The 17,429-nt window shown below is 32.5% G+C and carries 18 protein-coding genes; 10 read left to right on the top strand and 8 right to left on the bottom strand.

Annotated elements, in window-relative coordinates; genetic code table 11:
• Positions 1 to 15 precede the first annotated feature (15 nt).
• Complete coding sequence (locus ROY99_00820; GenBank protein MDT3694899.1) at positions 16 to 570, bottom strand: hypothetical protein; 555 nt, start codon at positions 568 to 570, stop codon at positions 16 to 18.
• A 234-nt stretch (positions 571 to 804) separates the two neighbouring features.
• Here ROY99_00820 and ROY99_00815 point away from each other — a divergent pair, with 234 nt between their 5' ends.
• Positions 805 to 1,077 (top strand): type II toxin-antitoxin system Phd/YefM family antitoxin, encoded by a 273-nt coding sequence (locus ROY99_00815; GenBank protein ID MDT3694898.1) that lies wholly within the window; start codon positions 805 to 807, stop codon positions 1,075 to 1,077.
• A gap of 1 nt (position 1,078) precedes the next feature.
• Positions 1,079 to 1,402: a type II toxin-antitoxin system RelE/ParE family toxin gene (locus ROY99_00810; GenBank protein MDT3694897.1), complete on the top strand. Its 324-nt coding sequence runs from the start codon at positions 1,079 to 1,081 to the stop codon at positions 1,400 to 1,402.
• A gap of 8 nt (positions 1,403 to 1,410) precedes the next feature.
• Here the strand turns inward: ROY99_00810 and ROY99_00805 are convergent, their stop codons facing one another.
• The 3 genes from ROY99_00805 to ROY99_00795 are packed head-to-tail and all read right to left on the bottom strand — an operon-like array spanning position 1,411 to position 2,365.
• Entirely contained in the window at positions 1,411 to 1,755 is a 345-nt protein-coding gene (locus tag ROY99_00805; GenBank protein MDT3694896.1) for a hypothetical protein, read from the bottom strand.
• 2 nt (positions 1,756 to 1,757) lie between these two features.
• Entirely contained in the window at positions 1,758 to 1,955 is a 198-nt protein-coding gene (locus ROY99_00800; protein ID MDT3694895.1) for a helix-turn-helix transcriptional regulator, read from the bottom strand.
• Positions 1,952 to 2,365 carry a hypothetical protein gene (locus ROY99_00795; protein MDT3694894.1) on the bottom strand — a complete coding sequence of 138 codons (414 nt, stop codon included), beginning with the start codon at positions 2,363 to 2,365 and terminating at the stop codon, positions 1,952 to 1,954. Before ROY99_00795 ends, ROY99_00800 begins: the two co-directional genes overlap by 4 nt.
• A gap of 156 nt (positions 2,366 to 2,521) precedes the next feature.
• Between ROY99_00795 and ROY99_00790 the strand changes: the two genes are divergently transcribed.
• From ROY99_00790 to amrB, 4 genes are all read left to right on the top strand, one after another.
• A complete protein-coding gene (locus tag ROY99_00790; GenBank protein MDT3694893.1) occupies positions 2,522 to 3,901 on the top strand; it encodes a tryptophanase in 1,380 nt (459 codons plus the stop codon).
• 104 nt (positions 3,902 to 4,005) lie between these two features.
• Positions 4,006 to 4,830, top strand: a complete 825-nt coding sequence (locus ROY99_00785) for a DUF4905 domain-containing protein (protein MDT3694892.1) — start codon at positions 4,006 to 4,008, stop codon at positions 4,828 to 4,830.
• A gap of 95 nt (positions 4,831 to 4,925) precedes the next feature.
• Positions 4,926 to 5,498: an AmmeMemoRadiSam system protein A gene (gene amrA, locus ROY99_00780; protein ID MDT3694891.1), complete on the top strand. Its 573-nt coding sequence runs from the start codon at positions 4,926 to 4,928 to the stop codon at positions 5,496 to 5,498.
• Positions 5,495 to 6,310 (top strand): AmmeMemoRadiSam system protein B, encoded by an 816-nt coding sequence (amrB, locus tag ROY99_00775; protein ID MDT3694890.1) that lies wholly within the window; start codon positions 5,495 to 5,497, stop codon positions 6,308 to 6,310. Before amrA ends, amrB begins: the two co-directional genes overlap by 4 nt.
• Before the next feature lie 100 nt (positions 6,311 to 6,410).
• Here the strand turns inward: amrB and ROY99_00770 are convergent, their stop codons facing one another.
• Both ROY99_00770 and ROY99_00765 read right to left on the bottom strand, forming a co-directional pair.
• Complete coding sequence (locus ROY99_00770) at positions 6,411 to 7,406, bottom strand: inorganic phosphate transporter (protein ID MDT3694889.1); 996 nt, start codon at positions 7,404 to 7,406, stop codon at positions 6,411 to 6,413.
• A 10-nt stretch (positions 7,407 to 7,416) separates the two neighbouring features.
• Positions 7,417 to 8,025, bottom strand: coding sequence for a DUF47 family protein (locus ROY99_00765; protein MDT3694888.1), 609 nt, complete (start codon positions 8,023 to 8,025; stop codon positions 7,417 to 7,419).
• Positions 8,026 to 8,181: 156 nt separating this feature from the next.
• On the opposite strand from ROY99_00765, the gene ROY99_00760 reads away from it, so the two are divergent.
• Both ROY99_00760 and ROY99_00755 read left to right on the top strand, forming a co-directional pair.
• Positions 8,182 to 9,675 (top strand): glycine--tRNA ligase, encoded by a 1,494-nt coding sequence (locus ROY99_00760; GenBank protein ID MDT3694887.1) that lies wholly within the window; start codon positions 8,182 to 8,184, stop codon positions 9,673 to 9,675.
• 116 nt (positions 9,676 to 9,791) lie between these two features.
• Positions 9,792 to 10,928, top strand: a complete 1,137-nt coding sequence (locus tag ROY99_00755; protein MDT3694886.1) for a hypothetical protein — start codon at positions 9,792 to 9,794, stop codon at positions 10,926 to 10,928.
• A gap of 138 nt (positions 10,929 to 11,066) precedes the next feature.
• Here the strand turns inward: ROY99_00755 and porQ are convergent, their stop codons facing one another.
• The gene (gene porQ, locus ROY99_00750; GenBank protein ID MDT3694885.1) at positions 11,067 to 12,002 is read right to left on the bottom strand and encodes a type IX secretion system protein PorQ; all 936 of its coding nucleotides are present in this window, start codon (positions 12,000 to 12,002) and stop codon (positions 11,067 to 11,069) included.
• Between the two features lie 228 nt (positions 12,003 to 12,230).
• Entirely contained in the window at positions 12,231 to 13,589 is a 1,359-nt protein-coding gene (locus tag ROY99_00745) for a T9SS type A sorting domain-containing protein (protein ID MDT3694884.1), read from the bottom strand.
• 555 nt (positions 13,590 to 14,144) lie between these two features.
• Here ROY99_00745 and ROY99_00740 point away from each other — a divergent pair.
• Positions 14,145 to 14,849: a GNAT family protein gene (locus tag ROY99_00740; protein ID MDT3694883.1), complete on the top strand. Its 705-nt coding sequence runs from the start codon at positions 14,145 to 14,147 to the stop codon at positions 14,847 to 14,849.
• A 142-nt stretch (positions 14,850 to 14,991) separates the two neighbouring features.
• Entirely contained in the window at positions 14,992 to 16,683 is a 1,692-nt protein-coding gene (locus tag ROY99_00735) for a CotH kinase family protein (protein ID MDT3694882.1), read from the top strand.
• Positions 16,684 to 17,429: the final 746 nt, after the last annotated feature.

Below are 17,429 nucleotides of genomic sequence, written 5' to 3'. Positions count from 1 at the left end.
ATTATTTGATATAATTTATTGTATTATTTGAACCGCAAGTAAAGCATCATCAGAAGAAAATTTATTTTCATCTGTTTTTTCATCAATTACAATATAAATCAGATTATTTGCTTGTTCATTATTAGTTTCAACAATCTTAATTGTTCCACTTCTTAAAAGGTCAATATATTCTGATTTTGAATTCAGACCTTTTAAAAAAGTGTTGAAACCGCAATTATCGAAAAACCGTTTTAATTTAATGCCAGAGGCAACTGAAATATTTGATTTATTTTTTTTAAATAGATTTTTAAATAAGGTAAACTCATTCGTTGAAGGTCTACCTGTAACAACAACTTCGCTCATACAATTGACTTCGATAGGCAGACAAATCCACATCATTCCATAACCCCACTCATACCATCCGTAAAGCATACGCCAAGAAACTAATTCTTCAGTTATATGAATCGGAATTTTGTTGTTAATTGTTGTCTTATTTATTTGGTTATCAACAGGGGGCGATACTATTTCAGTACAAGAAAAAGAGAACAAAGCAAAAGAAATAATAACTAAAAATACACGTATTATTTTCATTGAATACCTCCAAAATATCATGAAAAATTTTAACCTCAATTCAATCTATAATTCAAATTTATTAAATACAAATCATTTAATAATTAATATTGTACGAGTAAGTTATTTATAGAAACTTATCAAAATTATTTTGAATCAAGAATATATTTTCATTTAATAACAGAATATAGTACAACTCAGAACTTGATTGAAACAGATTTTAAGACTGTATTTAGACCAAAAAAAGGCTAACAAATGCGACTCAGTGAATCAGTAAAATCAATCAGTTACTTAAAAGCAAATGCGGCAAACTTAATTGATGAAATTAATAAACAGCAAAAAACTTTTGTAATTACCCAAAATGGAGAGGCTAAAGTAATTGTGCAGGATATAAAAATTTTTGAAAAAAATCAGGAAACTTTAGCTATGTTGAAATTACTGGCTATGACAAGAGAAAAAAGTAAAAATGCTAAAGGGATTAAAGAAACATTTGCTGAAATTCGTGCTGAATTAAATACTGATTTATGATATGAAGTACAAAGTTGTAATTGATCCGCAAGCAAAAATGGATCTGAAAGAAATATTTGGTTACGTTGCATCAAACGATGGTAAACAAACTGCTGACAAACTAATTGATAATTTGGAAAATGCGTTTTATAAATTCGAAAAATATCCAAAGCGCGGTCATATTCCTCCTGAACTGATTGATACAGGAATTAAAAGTTATTTAGAAATCCATTATAAACCATACCGAATCATCTACGAGATAGAAAAAAACTCAGTTTATATTCATTCCATTCTGGATGGAAGAAGAATTATCGCAGAGATATTAAGTATAAGATTGTTAAGATAAATTTTAATTTATCTCTTATAATACATAAACAATCTTAATGAACTAACCATTATTAGAAAAACGGATGCGATAATACCTAATAACTTACCATCTATATTTGCTATATCGTTTAATTGTACTCTAAAAACAAAAATTCCCACAAAGATTAAAATTACAATGGCATTGATAATATACTGAGTACTTTTGTAAAATAAATAATTATCTCTTTCGTCTGGTTTAATTTTTTTAATACGCATAATTATTGGGAGAAGTGCCATAGGAACAATTGCTGCAAATCCTTTTGGACCAAAAATTAAAACAGACAGTAAAGTTATTATACCAAAAACAAACTCATACCAAAATCTAAATATCATTTTTATTTCTCCTCTAAAAAAAATATATCTTCAACTTTTTTATTAAATACTTTTGCAATCTTTAAAGCTAAGGGCAAACTTGGATCATACTTTTCTCTTTCTATTGCATTAATAGTTTGTCTGGATACATCAACAAGTTTAGCCAGATCATCCTGCGAGTATCTTTTTTCTGCACGCAATATGTGAAGTACATTTTTCATCTGTACTTCCTTTTTACTACTTCAATTCCAACTATGTAAGCGATAATTGATATGAAAGCAAGAATTATTATTAAGTAGTTTAACAGAGTAGGATTAAAGTTTAGAAAAACAAAAACTAGTGCAAACAAAAAAACAAGTGAAGTAGTAAAGGCAATATTCAAAGCTTCAAGATGAATTCTGAATCTTAGTTCATCTCCTTTTATGATCTGAAAATGATAACCAAGTGTGCAATAAATAAAGCCAATAGCAGCAAGCAGTGAAGGAATCGGGATTATTAATCTAAGTAGTTCCTGCTTTCCGGAATTAATAATCTCGTGACCAAATGGACCAAGTATTAAAACCGGAAGAAATATCATAACTGCTGAAAAAAATAGAATGATTGATTTATATGTAAAAGAAAAATTTTTCATTTCAAACTCCTTAATTATTCTCAGAACAAACTTATAGTATTCTTTACTAAATGTCAAGTATGCTTTACATATAAATTTTATCAAAAATCAATCTTACAATAATGATTTGTAAATTTGCTTAAGAAAAAATTTACTCATTTCTATTATGGATGTTTTATGAAACCTAAAACCATTATCGAACCTTTCAAAATAAAATCAGTTGAACCGATTAGATTTACCACAAGAGAAGAAAGAGAAAAACTTCTCAAAGATGCAGGCTACAATCCATTTCTGCTTCCAGCGGATGATGTGTTAATTGATTTGCTAACAGATAGTGGAACTTCTGCGATGAGTGCAAAACAGTGGGCTGGAATTATGGAAGGTGATGAATCTTATGCAGGTTCAAAAAGTTTTTACCGCTTTGAAGCAGTGATAAAAAGTATAACAAATATGAAGTATATTATTCCAACTCACCAGGGAAGAGCCTCTGAAAAAATATTATTTACTATTCTTGGCGGTGCAGGAAAGTTTATTCCAAACAATACACACTTTGATACAACACGTGCAAATGTTGAGTTCAGCGGAGCTGAAGCTGTTGATCTTTTAAACGAAGTTGGAAAACATCCTGAGATTCGTGCGGATTTTAAGGGAAATATGGATATCGAAAAGCTTGAAGCTTTCATCAAAGAAAAAGGAGTGGAAAACATTCCACTCTGTATGATAACAGTTACAAATAACTCCGGCGGCGGTCAGCCTGTATCAATGCAGAATATTAAAGATGTAAAAGCAGTTTGTAATAAATATGGAATCCCGCTTTTTCTTGATGCCTGCCGTTTTGCTGAAAATGCTTACTTTATTAAGATGAGAGAAAAAGGATACGAGAATAAAACTCCGCTAGAAATTGCTCAGGAAATGTTTTCTTATGCTGATGGATGCACAATGAGTGCAAAGAAAGATGCACTAGTAAACATTGGCGGATTTTTAGCTTTGAATGATGAACAACTTGCGATGAATTGCAGAAATCTTTTAATCGTTACTGAGGGATTTCCAACTTATGGCGGACTTGCCGGGCGCGATCTTGAAGCTGTTGCTCAAGGGTTACTTGAAATTCTTGATGAACATTATTTGCAATATAGAATTAGAAGTGTTGAGTATCTTGGAGAAAAATTAGTTTCTGCCGGCGTTCCGATTATTGAGCCGCCAGGAGGACACGCGATTTATGTAGATGCAAAAAGATTTTTACCAAACATTCCGCCCGATCAGTATCCGGGACAATCAATTGTATGCGAGCTTTATCTTGAAGGCGGCGTTCGAGCTGTTGAGATTGGAAGTGTAATGTTTGGTAAATATGATAAAAATGGAAAACTGATCCCTGGTATTATGGAACTTGTGCGAATGGCAATTCCAAGAAGAGTTTATACTCAAAGCCACATTGACTATTTAATTGAAATTATAATTGAAGTATATAAAAATCGTGATAAGCTAAAAGGCTATAGAATAACTTATGAAGCACCGATGCTGAGACATTTTACTGCACGATTTGAACCGATAAAGTAAAATTGAATAAAGTGTCACACTGATCGGAGTTGAAACGTGACTTTTCTTTTTTTTTGAATGTCATCCTTCATCTTCGCTCAGGATGACAATTACATAAGATTTTAATGAAAATAAAAAAACTTTACAAACACGATAACAAAAAGCAAATCTGGAGGATTCTTCCAACGGCTGAAAACAAAGTTGTATTGGAGGAAAGGGATCCGGTTTCTAAAGAAGTTTTCTTTTGTTGTTTTGATATTGAATCAGGAAAAAAAGTATTTAACCAATGGCAGCTTGATGAAAAGAACTGGTGCGGTATTGAATCTATATACAAAGATATCATTTACTTTCATCTTTATGGCAAACCTGATATGCCAGATCACAAAAGCATAATTGCATTTGATATAAAAACTCAGGAGATATTATGGAGTAATGATTCTTTGAGATTTTCTTCTGTTTATGATGATAAGGTTTATTGTTTTAAGCAGGGATTTGAATCAAGTATTTACTACTCCCTTGATTATTTATCAGGTGATATTATTGAGGATTTAGGAACTGATATTTCAACAGTAAAGCAGATTAAAGAGAAATCTGATGAAGAATTTTGGAAACAGAATTATTTATTCCCATCATACTTTAAGCGTACTGATGATACAATTGAAGATTACAATAAATATTTAAAAGATTTAATTGATAGCAGGGTAATCAAGGGAGAAATAAGTTTCATCGAACTGAATGATTTACTCTTATACAGTTTTCACGAGGTAAGTAGGAATAATTCATTAAATAATATTTTTTGTGCTTACGATAGGTTAAGAAATAAAATTGTTCTGGAAGAAACTTTGGATAAAAATTTGGCTAATTTAATACCGGAATCTTTTTTTGTTAAAGATAATTTTCTTTTTTTGATTGTTGATAAGACAAAGTTGATTGTTCATAAAATTATTTAAGTATGTCATTGCCAGTCCCGATGAAATCGGGAAGAAGCAACCTGTTTTATTATAGATCACTTTGCTTGACTTGTGATGACTTCAAGTTTAACTATATGAAAATATCATCAGAAGAAAAAAATATCCTTCTTTCTGCAGCCCGTCAATCGATAGGTTCTTTGTTTGATGGCAAAAAGCCAGAAGAACCGGACTATAATAAATATCCTTTATTGAAAGAAAAACGCGGTGCTTTCGTAACTCTGACTGCCGATGGAAAGCTGCGCGGTTGTATTGGATATATAGTAGGAAGAGAACCATTATTTCAAACCATCAGCTCCGCGGCTATCCATGCTGCTGTAAACGATCCAAGATTTTCTGCTGTAAAAAAATCTGAACTTGAAAAAATCAAAATTGAAATTTCAATCTTATCTGAGTTTACTCCAATAAAAAATTACGATGAAATAATTATCGGAACACATGGTTTATATCTTGATGAAGGGAGCGGGGGTTTATTACTTCCTCAAGTTGCAGTTGAACATAAAATGAACCGCGATGAATTTCTTTCAGCACTCTGTAACAAGGCAGGTTATTACAGAGATTTCTGGAAAGAAAGAATGCTAAAGATTAAGGTTTTTTCCGCTGAGATATTTTCTGAAGAAGAAACAGAAGTAAAAGGAGATACAATATGAAAATCAGGCATCAGCAGGTAGCAGGATATTTTTATTCAGCAGATAAAGAAAAGTTGCAGAAGGATATAGCTTTATTACTTCAATCTGCTAAAACTGAAAAATCTTTTGATAAAATTTTTGGAATAGTTGCTCCTCATGCCGGTTATGTTTATTCAGGTAAAACCGCAGCTTATGTTTATAATTTATTAAGAGATAAAACATATAAAACAGTGATCGTGATATCACCGAGCCACGCAGAATATTTTCCCGGCATCACAATATATGATGGAGATGCTTATCAAACCCCTTTAGGTATTGTAGAGCTTGATCAGTTGATGAGTAACAAACTTATTGAAAACAGTAAAATAATCTTCAGAGGAATTCAGGGACATAGAAAAGAACACGCGTTGGAAGTTCAGATACCTTTTCTTCAATCAGTATTAAATGAATTCAAAATCGTTCCAATAGTTATGGGTGATCAAAGTAAAATGTTTGTTGATCATCTTGCAGAAAAAATTGCCTCTGCTGCTGATGAAAATACTCTTGTGGTAGCTAGCTCGGATATGTCTCATTTTTATGATTCAGATGAAGCAAATGTTTTAGATTCAGTTGTGGAAAAAAGAATCAACGAATTTGATTTTGAGCAGCTGCTGAAGGATCTAGATGACAAAGAATGTGAAGCCTGTGGGGGCGGTCCTATTGCAGTTATGATGAAAGCAGCATCATTAAAAAATATAAACAAATCCCTGGTAATTGACAGAAGTGATAGCGGAGATGTTACCGGAGATAAATCAGAAGTAGTTGGATATTTATCTGCTGTGGTTTACAGTTAAAAGAGCTTCAAAAATCCGGACTTATCTCTTTCAATTCTATTGAGTAACCGAATTTTTTTTCGGTAAACTTAAAAGATGTTTTATTATTTCTTAACCAGTTTTAAAAATGACTTGCGATAAAAGTTATAAGCTTATAAGTTCCCATAGCAAAGATTGCCGAAAGCGGAATTGTTAAAACCCAAGCCCATAAAATATTTCTTGCTACTCCCCATCGTACTGCAGAAAAACCTTTTATTGAACCAACACCTATAATAGAGCCAGTAATTGTATGTGTTGTACTAACTGGTACACCCAATAATGTTGCCCAGATTATTGTTAATCCTGCTGAGGTTTCAGCACTGAAGCCGCCAAAAGGAGTAAGCTTTGTAACCCTCATACCTAAAGTTTTAATAACTTTCCATCCGCCAATTAAAGTACCAAGGGCAATAAAACCGTAACTTAAAATCACTACCCATATGGGGATATAAAATGTGGAGCCAAGAACTCCGTTTGTAAATAATGCAACTGTTATTATCCCGATTGTTTTTTGAGCATCGTTGGAACCATGGCTTAAACTGTAAATTGCTGCAGATACTAATTGTAAACCTCTAAAATGCTTATCCACCTTGCGTGGATTCATATCCTTTACAATCCACATTGTGATGATAGAAAAAACCAATGCCATCACCATTCCTATTATCGGAGCGAGAAAAATAAATATAATTACTTTTGTGTATCCGCTGATTATCAACCCGCCAATGCCGGCTTTAATAAGCGCTGCTCCGCCATAACCTCCAATTATTGCATGAGAGACACTAATCGGTAAACCTAAATGTGTTGCAGTTGCTGTTAATATAATTGCACCGACTAAACCTGAGAGTACAACAAAATTATCAACAATATTTAAGTCAACTATACCTGTTCCTATAGTTGTGGCAACGTGGACTCCAAAAATAAAGGCAGCAATAAAATTAAAAGAGGCAGCCCACGCAACAGCTTGCAAAGGAGTTAATACTCTTGTGGATACAATTGTGGCAATTGAGTTTGCAGCATCATTCATCCCATTATAAAAATCAAATACAAGTGCAAGAACAATAATCAGTATTACAACTTCCATTAAATTATCTTTATGTGTTCTTTATAAAAATTGATGTGATTACATTTGCAGTGGATTGGCATTTATCAGAAGTATCTTCAAGCAAATCGATTATCTCCTTTTTCTTTATTAATTCGATAGCATCTTTTTCTTTTTCAAACAATTCCTTAATTGCCTGCTGATAAACCCGGTCAGCTTCTCTTTCAAGAGACTTTACGGTTTTCATTTCATTAACTCTTTTTACTTTTAAATCCTGAATAGCAGCATCAAGTTCTTTTACCTGGCTGTGAATTATGGCAGCCAATTTATCAGCATAATCAATTTTTTTATTAATGTGAAAAGTTTCAACCCTAATAGTGGCGCCAAGCAGCATATCACTGATATCATCAAGTCTTTTTGTCAGTGCAAAGATATCTTCTCTGTCAAATGGAGTAATAAAAGTTTTGTTTAACCGGTTTGTAATTTTATAGGTAATCTCGTCGCATAATTCTTCCAGCGGTTTCATTTTTAAAATATGAGTTTGAACATCTTCAAATTCAAATATCTTAACCGCATATCTTGCCATATCTTCAATATGGAAAATCATTGTTCGGAAGTTATCAAAGTACTTTTCTTCTTTAGGTAAAAAATTTTTAAACATAGCTCATCAGTGTTTTTGATGTGACCTTTAATAATATGTTGATTTATCTTTCCAAAGCTAAGGAATGGATAGTAATTCACAAACAAAAATTTATCAAAAATTCAAGTTGTTTTACTATATTCACACACAAAAATTGAATAATATTTAAGGTGTTTTGTGAGCGATAAAAAATTGAAACCTGCTGAGGCAGTTGCAAATATTGTTTCCCTTGCAAAAAGAAGGGGATTCGTTTTTCAATCAAGTGAAATTTACGGAGGATTAAACGGCTGTTGGGACTATGGACCACTTGGGGTTGAACTGCTTAAAAATATTAAAGAAGAATGGTGGAAGTTTATGACTTACCGCGATGATGTTGAAGGACTTGATGCATCAATTCTTATGCATCCCAAAGTTTGGGAAGCCTCAGGACACGTTGAAAATTTTACCGATCCAATGATTGACTGTAAACAATGTAAGTCCCGGTTTCGTCTTGATGTGCTGGGTGATTCTATTAACGAAAAGAAAAAAGAAAAAGCTTTGGCTGAATTAAAAAATGATTTTAAAGAAAATGCTAATGTGCTAAGTAAGATTGAAGACATTATTAATAAGCCCGGAGATGAAGACCCGTTTAATGTTTTGTTAGAAGATGAACAAGTTGGTAAAACGCTACTTTCTAAAATAAACTGTCCGCAATGCGGCAACGCAAATACTTTTACTGATGCACGCAAATTCAATCTTATGTTTAAAACATTTATTGGTCCTGTTGAAGACAGCGGAAGTGTTGTTTATTTAAGACCTGAAACTGCACAAGGTATCTTTGTTAATTTTTTAAATGTTCAAAGTTCTGCTAGACAAAAACTGCCGTTTGGTATTGCACAGATTGGTAAAGCTTTCCGTAATGAAATTAATACAAAGAATTTTCTTTTCCGTACAAGAGAATTTGAGCAAATGGAGATGCAATATTTTGTAAATCCAAGCGAAGATAAAAAGTGGTATGAATACTGGAAATCTGCAAGGCTTGAGTGGTACAAGTCATTGGGTATGACTTCAAACAAGCTTCGTTACCACGATCATCCGGCAAATAAACTTGCTCATTATGCAAAAGATGCAACTGATATTGAATATGAATTTCCTTTCGGCTGGGGCGAGATTGAAGGAATACATAACAGAACTAATTTTGATTTGACCCAACACGAAAAGTTTTCAGGTAAATCGTTAAAATATTTTGATGATGAAAGCAAAGAAAAATTTGTTCCTTTTATAATCGAAACTTCTGCCGGCGCAAGCAGAAGTTTTATGGCATTTTTAGTTGATGCTTATTATGAAGAAGAAGTTAATGGAGAAATGAGATCTGTACTCAGATTTCATCCTAAACTAGCACCAATAAAAGCTGCAATTTTTCCATTAGTTAATAAAGATGGAATGCCTGAAGTTGCGCGCGAAATAGAAAAAGATTTAAGACGTAATTTTAAAGTTTTTTATGATGATAAAGGCGCAGTTGGAAGAAGGTACAGAAGACAGGATGAAGCCGGAACTCCGTTTTGTATAACTGTTGATACTCAAACAATGGAAGATAAAACAGTTACTGTCCGTGATAGAGATACAATGGTGCAGGAAAGAGTTGCGATTGATCAGCTAACAAGATATTTGAGTGATAAACTACTTGGTTGATGTTGAATGTTAAGTGTTAAATTTTTAATGAGGCGATTTTAATAATCGCCTTTTTGTTTTGCACTTGTTTATATCATCAATCATTAAAAAATTGTGTTGTAAATTTTTAAGGTAATATGAAAAAAGTATTTCTAATAATCTTTTTGTTCAGTCTTGCTGTCTTTGCCCAAACTTCAGATTTTGATTCAAGAGTTAATGAAGGGATCAAGCAAATCTATAACATTAAGTTTACTGAAGCAGAAAAGACTTTTCGTTCTGTTATGGCGGATTATCCACAACATCCGTCAGGAAGATTTTTTTTAGCGATGATCGATTGGTGGAAAATTATGCTTGATCAGGATAATGAATCTTATGATGAAATATTTTTCCAGAAGCTGGAAGATGTTATTTATCAGTGTGATCAGATTCTGAAAAAAAATCCTGAAGATGTTGATGCACTTTTTTTCAAAGGAGGTGCAATAGGTTTTAGGGGAAGATTAAGAGCATTAAGAGAAAGCTGGTTAAAAGCTGCTGATGATGGCCGTGAAGCTTTACCGATAGTTGAAGAAGCAGCAGCACTTGATCCGGATAATATGGATGTACAATTGGGTTTTGGAATCTATAATTATTATGCAGATGTGATTCCAAATGAATACCCTCTTCTCAAACCATTAATGATTTTCTTTCCGGGCGGTGATAAGGAAAAAGGAATTCAGCAGCTTAAAAACACAGCCTTTAACGGAAAGTTTGCAAAATACGAAGCTCAGTATTTTTTAATGACACTATATTATCGCTATGAAAACAACTTACTACTTGCAGATGATTATGCTAAGATGCTGACTGAGAATTTTCCTGATAATCCTTCTTTTGAAAAATGGCGGGGAAGAATTGCTGTAAGAAGAGGTGACTTTAAGTTAGTTGATTCAATATTTAACAGCGTATTAAAAAAAGCTGATGAGGATTTTTTAGGATATAATACTCCTGGCTCAATCCGTGAGGCTGCTTATTATATCGGCACTAACTTAAGAAATAATGGATATCTTGATTCAGCTAAAGTTTATTTCCAGAGATGTATTCAGGAATCACAAAAGATTGATAAGGCCGGCGAGGAATCCGGCTTTCAGGTTAATGCTTATATTTATCTTGCACAGATTGAGGAAACAATGGGTAGAAAATCTGAAGCAATAAGACTTTATGAAAAGATTTTAAAAATTAAAGATTATGGAAAGTCTCACTCGATTGCCGAGAATAGCTTAAGAAATCTGAATCAGTAAATTGGGAATTGAATATTGTTTGTTGTTATAAGTAATGTAGGAGGATAATATTATCTGCAAAAACCAGTACACATTCTATTTATTAAATGTCAAGTTTCGACAGACTAAATGTTACAAATAATTTAAGTGGGTCAAAAATTAAAGTGAAGTAGAAATACCTATTCTATGTAAACCGCCAACAGGACCAAGAGCAGAATAAGCATAATCAAACTGATAATCAGAAACTCTGACACCCAATCCTACATTAAAACCTGCTATACCAGCGGTAGTTCCAATTTTAAAATCTTTTCTTCTCTCATTATCGTAACCAAATCTAAGCTTTAATATTTTACTTAAAGTAAACTCTGCACCAACAGTAAACGCCCTGAATCTTTCGATAAAATCATCTCTATCCTGATTTAATTTATGAAAATCAACCGATAATCTGACAGGTAAGTTCTCAAGACTTTTGGAGACTCCGATAGCAATATCAAGCGGAAGTTGTTCTTTTGTAGAATAGTAGCTGGAAAGCTGTCCGCCTAGGTTTAACACAGCAAATCCAAAATACCAATTCTTATCCGGAATTGAGTAATGTAATCCCAGATCAACAGCCATTGCAGTAGAAGACCTGTCCTCAATTCCTGAATAAATAAATTTTACATTAGCACCATAATAAAAATTTTCATCAAGTTTGTTTGCATAACCAATAACCAAAGCCATTTCGTTAACACCAAATTCTTTAGTTGCTGCTCCTGACTCATCATATCCGTCAAAGATACCATAGTTTATATATTTTATCGCCGCGCCAAAACGTCCTATACCACCGTATTCTGTTGTATAGGATAAACTTGCAAGGTTAATATCCATCAGATGTTTTACAAAAGATAATGAAGCAGGATTACCCTCAAGCTGGGAAATACCAGCAGGATTATAAAATATTACATCAGGATCATCGTTATTTGATACAAAACTTCCTCCGAGTGATGCGGCACGTGCACTACCATCAAGTCTTAAAAATTCAAAAGTGCTGTTTTGGCTATAAGAAAGACTTCCAAAAATAAATACGAAAACCGCTAAAAGAGTTATCTTGTTCATTAGTTCTCCAAAAATTCGATAGCTATTTAACTATATCATAAAATAAAGGCAAGGGCAAATTGCTTTCACATTGCTAAATATATGAATAAAAATTTGTTAATGTTTTGCTTTAGAGTATAAGGAATTGGAATGATAGATTAAGTGATAATAAAATTCTTTAGTCAATTTTCTGAGTATTATAAAAAAAACAGACTGTAATAAACAGCCTGTCTTTGAACTATTTAAGAATTACCTGGTTAAGATCATTTTGTTAGTTTTAGAAAATTCTCCGGTTCTCAGTGTGTAGAAGTAAACTCCGCTTGAAAGTTTAGAAGCATCGAAAATGACATTATAATTACCGGCAGGTTTATTTTCATTTACTAATGTTACAACTTCATTTCCTAAAACATCGTAAACTTTCAATAGAACAAATTGCTTACTGGCTATTGCATATTGAATACTTGTTGTTGGGTTAAACGGATTTGGATAATTCTGTTCTAAGGAATAATTAAACTTTTTATTAACCTCAATCTCAATCACATTTGAATATTGAAAATTGCCATTAAAATCTAATTGCTTTAATCTGTAATTGTATTTTCCTGTTGTTATATTTTTATCAGCAAAAGAATATTCTACAGGAACGGTTGAGGTGCCTGTACCCTGAACTGAGCCTATTCTCTCCCAATATTGTAATTCTGTAATTTTAGAATTATCTGTTCTTTCAACTTCAAAACCTTGATTATTTAACTCAGTTGCAGTTGACCAACTAAGTATAACTTCGGAATCGTTATAATCTGCTGTAAAGGATGTTAGTTCTACGGGAATTATTCCTTCATACACAATAGCAGCATTAAAGATTTCCTCTACAAATTGAGGTGCTACCAATTCTGTTGCTGTACTATTTGGGTGGCTGTCGTTAGCACTTGCTGCATATTGCAACTGAAGCATACCATTTGAATCTGCTAACTTATGGAAAAAGTCAAATACATATACGTTTGGTGGAAATTCTCCGAATACAGAATCGAGTCCTGCAGCCAAAGTGTCTTTTGCCCAAATGCAAAACTGCTTTGACAATAGTGCCTGCTGAGAATTTGTTGCATTTGGAACTAACGGTGCATTAGTCCAGATTACAAAAAAATTATCCGGGTTCTGCTTCATTATTTGTACTATACTTCTCCAGTGCCATTTGTAATTGTATATCGTCTTTAGAGATGGATTGTTAAGAGTATCCTGTGGGCTGCCAACTCCAACTATTGAAGATGATGGATAGCAGGATTTTATTACAATTATCTTATTACTCTGAAAGTATTGGAATATATTGTTATTCGGATCTAGATTATCAAATATCCTATGCCAGGTGTACCATTCATTATCGTTATTTGGGAACCACATTTCATTCATACTTACCGCATCATTACCGGTATAAGCATTTTGAATATTGTACAAACTAATTTCATTTGGAATGCTTGTATTGCTGCTATTAGGACCCCAAATACAGCCGCCTGTAGAATGATGGAAAAACCTTCCGCTTCTGAAATGACCTTGAGGAAAAAACGCTGAACTCATTCCGATGAAGATTACCATTGTTAAAATTATTTTATTTCTCATATTGTTTCCTTATTTAGATTTTACAACTCAACTCAAATGAATGCATTTAGAGGCAAAAGCTATACCAAGGTAACCTGTTTGTTTTTTAACATCAAGACAGTAGAAAAAATATTTTTAATCTAATTAAAGAAATTCTTACAAAAAATTTTTACAATAGAAATCTCTGCTGCATTATCATTGTTGAATCTGTAACTATCTTGAGAAGAGCTTCCAACCATATTGTTCTTTTATTACCGCTGAAATAATTGATGGTTGTGCAGTATTAAAAAGAGGCAATTAAAATATTTTTAATAGTTAAAAATTATTGCTAATTATTCAGCGAATCTCTGTTTCTGTTTTCAATACAATGGTGATAATAACTATTTATAATTTTTGACAGATATGCGTCGTATGGGTAAGTTATTTTTATCTTTTTATTTTATTATTAATTGAATTATAAAAATACCTAATCAGCTATTTTCTAGATCAAGGTAATTGTTGAACACTCTGGAAATATATAAATATTTCGATAATTTGAGATGAGAAATAATCCGTATTATTTAATAGGAGTATTGAATGAATGACGTTGAAACAAAGATATTAAACGATTTAAAAATTGATGCGATTCTTAATTCATTAATTGAGGAAACATCAAAACTTAATCTTAAACAATCAGATTATATAAAATTAATGAATGCTTTGATGGATGTATCTCTGGAGAAAAAGGGGGAGGGCGAATTAAGTAATAAAGTTGATGATTATAAAAAAATAAAAAAAGTTAATCTGCCTTTAGTCGGTAAACAAGTTAAAATCAGATTATTTAAAGATGATTTTGAGTTGGTGAAAAAGTGGTTAAAGGATGATATAGGAAAATGGTTTCTGCTTTCCAGTTCTTATTCGCGTGATAAAACTATTGATCAATTAGTAAATAATGACAGAAATATTTTAGGCATTATAACTTTAACTGATAATACTCCTATTGGTTTAATGGGTTTTCTGGATTGTGACGATGTAAGCCATAAAGCAGAAATGAGAAAACTTATCGGTGAAACTGAACACAGAGAAAAAGGCTATGCAAAGGAAGCAACTTCATTATGGATTAAATATGGCTTTGGAAATCTGGGATTAAAGAAAGTTTATCTTCATACAATTGAGAACAGTATCAGAAACATTACTATCAACAAAGAGTTAGGATTTGAAATTGAAGGTGTGTTAAGAAAAGAATGTTTTGTTGAGGGAAATTATTATGATATCCTGAGAATGAGTTTAATAATTGAATGATATTGAATCTTCCGATTAGTTTACTAATCAGCTTAATTGTATTACTTCATTTATATTTTCTTACAGACGAAACGAATTTTTTTCGAGTAAAGATTATATTGAAACTTAAACTGCGTTACTAACTAACTTTATAAAGGCTTAAATGAAAAAAAGATTTGTAAGATTCTTATCTCTTTCTTTTCTAATTTGTATGCAAATAACCTATGGGCAGGATTTAATTAATACTAATGAGAATGTGGTTGAGTTTACATCTTCAAATTTACCAATTGTAGTAATTGATACACATGGACAGGTTATTCCAAATGATGAGAAAATAACAGCAGATATGGGAATTATCTTTAATGGATCAGGAATCAGAAATAATCTTACAGATCCTTTTAATAATTATAATGGAAAAATCGGGATTGAATTAAGAGGCTCTTCATCGCAGATGTTTCCTAAAAAGCAATATGCAGTTGAAACAAGAGATATCAGCGGTGAGGATTCTTCAGTTTCTTTACTTGGCTTTCCAAAAGAAAGCGACTGGATATTATTCGCTCCATATAATGATAAAAGTTTAATGAGAGATGTTTTAGCTTATAAGATTTCAAATTTGCTCGGCAGATATGCAAGCAGATCAATGTATTGTGAGTTAGTGTTGAACGGAGATTATAAAGGAGTGTATGTTTTATTAGAAAAAGTAAAACGGGATGCGAACAGAGTTAATATTAAAAAACTGGAGTCCGGTGATATTAGCGGAGATGCTCTGACCGGTGGATATATAATTAAAATTGATAAAACAGATGGGGAAGACAATGACGGATGGTATTCTGGCTATCATCCATTTCCAGGTTCACCAATTAGAATATTTTATCAGTACCATTATCCCAGACCAAGCAATATCGTCCTACAACAGAAAAATTACATACAGAATAAAATATTTCAGTTTGAATCTATGATGAGCAGTAGTTCAAATATTTCTGATTCTGCAACTGGTTATCCAAAATATCTGGATATAAGTTCTTTTGCAGAATTTTTTCTTGTGAATGAATTTGCAAAAAATGTGGATGCATACAGGCTTAGCACATATTTGTACAAGGACAGGGATAGCCGAAATCCAAAAATCTTCGCAGGACCTGTCTGGGATTTCAATTTAGCTTTTGGCAATGCAGATTACTATAATGGATGGACTACCAATAACTGGGAATTGGAATATTTAACCAATTATCAAAATATGTTATCTAATGAAATTTTTTTTACTCCGTTTTGGTGGAGAAAACTTTTTGATGATCAAAACTTTCAAAATATAGTTTATGCCCGCTGGCAGCAGACAAAAGTAAATGTATTCAATGCGCAGGTAGTAAATAATCTGATTGACTCACTTGTTGTGCTGTTGGATGAAGCCAAAACCAGAAACTTTATTAAATGGCCTGTGCTTGGTGTTTGGGTTTGGCCTAATTACTTTGTGGGACAAACTTATACTGATGAAATCAATTATTTAAAAAACTGGATATCAAGCCGAATTACCTGGATGGATAATAATATGATTGGTGAACCTACATTTGTAAATCAGGACAGCGGTTTGCTACCTGAAAAATTTATCCTTGAACAAAACTTCCCAAATCCGTTTAATCCTGCTACCAATATCCGTTATGCAATAGGTAATAAGCAATTTGTTACTTTAAAAGTTTACGATGTTTTGGGAAATGAAGTTGCTACACTCATTGATGAATATAAAATAGCAGGAAATTATAATGTCATTTTTGATGCTTCTAAATTTTCAAGCGGAGTTTATTTCTATCAATTAAAAACTGGTGAATTTATTCAAACGCGAAAAATGATTTTGAACAAGTAAGATAAAAAGAACAAAGTAAAGAGTAGGTAGGTTGTAACTCATCCCCTCGCCCCTTCTCTTAGAAAGAGAAGGGGAATAAGTCCCTCTCTTTTTAAGTGAGTAATTTAGAGTGAGTTCGTTGATTGAGTTCTATTGCACAGAGATTTATCGATAAAGAAAAATAATATTATCATTAAACCACACTTGCAGATTACTATCTGAAAAAATAACTTTAATTGTTGAAGTAAAGTAAACAGCTCATCCCCTCGCCCCTTCTCTTAGAAAGAGAAGGGGAATAAGTCCCTCTCTTTTTAAGAGAGTAATTTAGGGTGAGTTCGTTGATTGAGTTCTATAACGCAAAGATTCATCGATAAAGAAAAATAATATTATCATTAAACCACACTTCCAGATAACTATCTGAAAAAATAACTTCAATTGTTGAAGTAAAGTAAACAACCCATCCCCTCGCCCCTTCTCTTAGAAAGAGAAGGGGAATAAGTCCCTCTCTTTTTAAGTGAGTAATTTAGAGTGAGTTCGTTGATTGAGTTCTATTGCACAGAGATTTATCGATAAAGAAAAATAATATTATCATTAAACCACACTTGCAGATTACTATCTGAAAAAATAACTTTAATTGTTGAAGTAAAGTAAACAGCTCATCCCCTCGCCCCTTCTCTTAGAAAGAGAAGGGGAATAAGTCCCTCTCTTTTTAAGAGAGTAATTTAGGGTGAGTTCGTTGATTGAGTTCTATAACGCAAAGATTTATC

Source organism: Ignavibacterium sp. (assembly GCA_032027145.1).
Taxonomy (GTDB): domain Bacteria; phylum Bacteroidota; class Ignavibacteria; order Ignavibacteriales; family Ignavibacteriaceae; genus IGN3.
Note: the sequence above shows the minus strand (reverse complement) of the source record. Positions and strands in the feature narration are given on the sequence as shown.

Excerpts from the sequence above, each read along its gene's own strand:
- ROY99_00820 (MDT3694899.1), bottom strand. The coding sequence starts at position 570 with ATGAAAATAATACGTGTATTTTTAGTTATTATTTCTTTTGCTTTGTTC.
- ROY99_00815 (MDT3694898.1), top strand. The coding sequence starts at position 805 with ATGCGACTCAGTGAATCAGTAAAATCAATCAGTTACTTAAAAGCAAAT.
- ROY99_00810 (MDT3694897.1), top strand. The coding sequence starts at position 1,079 with ATGAAGTACAAAGTTGTAATTGATCCGCAAGCAAAAATGGATCTGAAA.
- ROY99_00805 (MDT3694896.1), bottom strand. The coding sequence starts at position 1,755 with ATGATATTTAGATTTTGGTATGAGTTTGTTTTTGGTATAATAACTTTA.
- ROY99_00800 (MDT3694895.1), bottom strand. The coding sequence starts at position 1,955 with ATGAAAAATGTACTTCACATATTGCGTGCAGAAAAAAGATACTCGCAG.
- ROY99_00795 (MDT3694894.1), bottom strand. The coding sequence starts at position 2,365 with ATGAAAAATTTTTCTTTTACATATAAATCAATCATTCTATTTTTTTCA.
- ROY99_00790 (MDT3694893.1), top strand. The coding sequence starts at position 2,522 with ATGAAACCTAAAACCATTATCGAACCTTTCAAAATAAAATCAGTTGAA.
- ROY99_00785 (MDT3694892.1), top strand. The coding sequence starts at position 4,006 with ATGAAAATAAAAAAACTTTACAAACACGATAACAAAAAGCAAATCTGG.
- amrA (MDT3694891.1), top strand. The coding sequence starts at position 4,926 with ATGAAAATATCATCAGAAGAAAAAAATATCCTTCTTTCTGCAGCCCGT.
- amrB (MDT3694890.1), top strand. The coding sequence starts at position 5,495 with ATGAAAATCAGGCATCAGCAGGTAGCAGGATATTTTTATTCAGCAGAT.
- ROY99_00770 (MDT3694889.1), bottom strand. The coding sequence starts at position 7,406 with ATGGAAGTTGTAATACTGATTATTGTTCTTGCACTTGTATTTGATTTT.
- ROY99_00765 (MDT3694888.1), bottom strand. The coding sequence starts at position 8,025 with ATGTTTAAAAATTTTTTACCTAAAGAAGAAAAGTACTTTGATAACTTC.
- ROY99_00755 (MDT3694886.1), top strand. The coding sequence starts at position 9,792 with ATGAAAAAAGTATTTCTAATAATCTTTTTGTTCAGTCTTGCTGTCTTT.
- porQ (MDT3694885.1), bottom strand. The coding sequence starts at position 12,002 with ATGAACAAGATAACTCTTTTAGCGGTTTTCGTATTTATTTTTGGAAGT.
- ROY99_00745 (MDT3694884.1), bottom strand. The coding sequence starts at position 13,589 with ATGAGAAATAAAATAATTTTAACAATGGTAATCTTCATCGGAATGAGT.
- ROY99_00740 (MDT3694883.1), top strand. The coding sequence starts at position 14,145 with ATGAATGACGTTGAAACAAAGATATTAAACGATTTAAAAATTGATGCG.
- ROY99_00735 (MDT3694882.1), top strand. The coding sequence starts at position 14,992 with ATGAAAAAAAGATTTGTAAGATTCTTATCTCTTTCTTTTCTAATTTGT.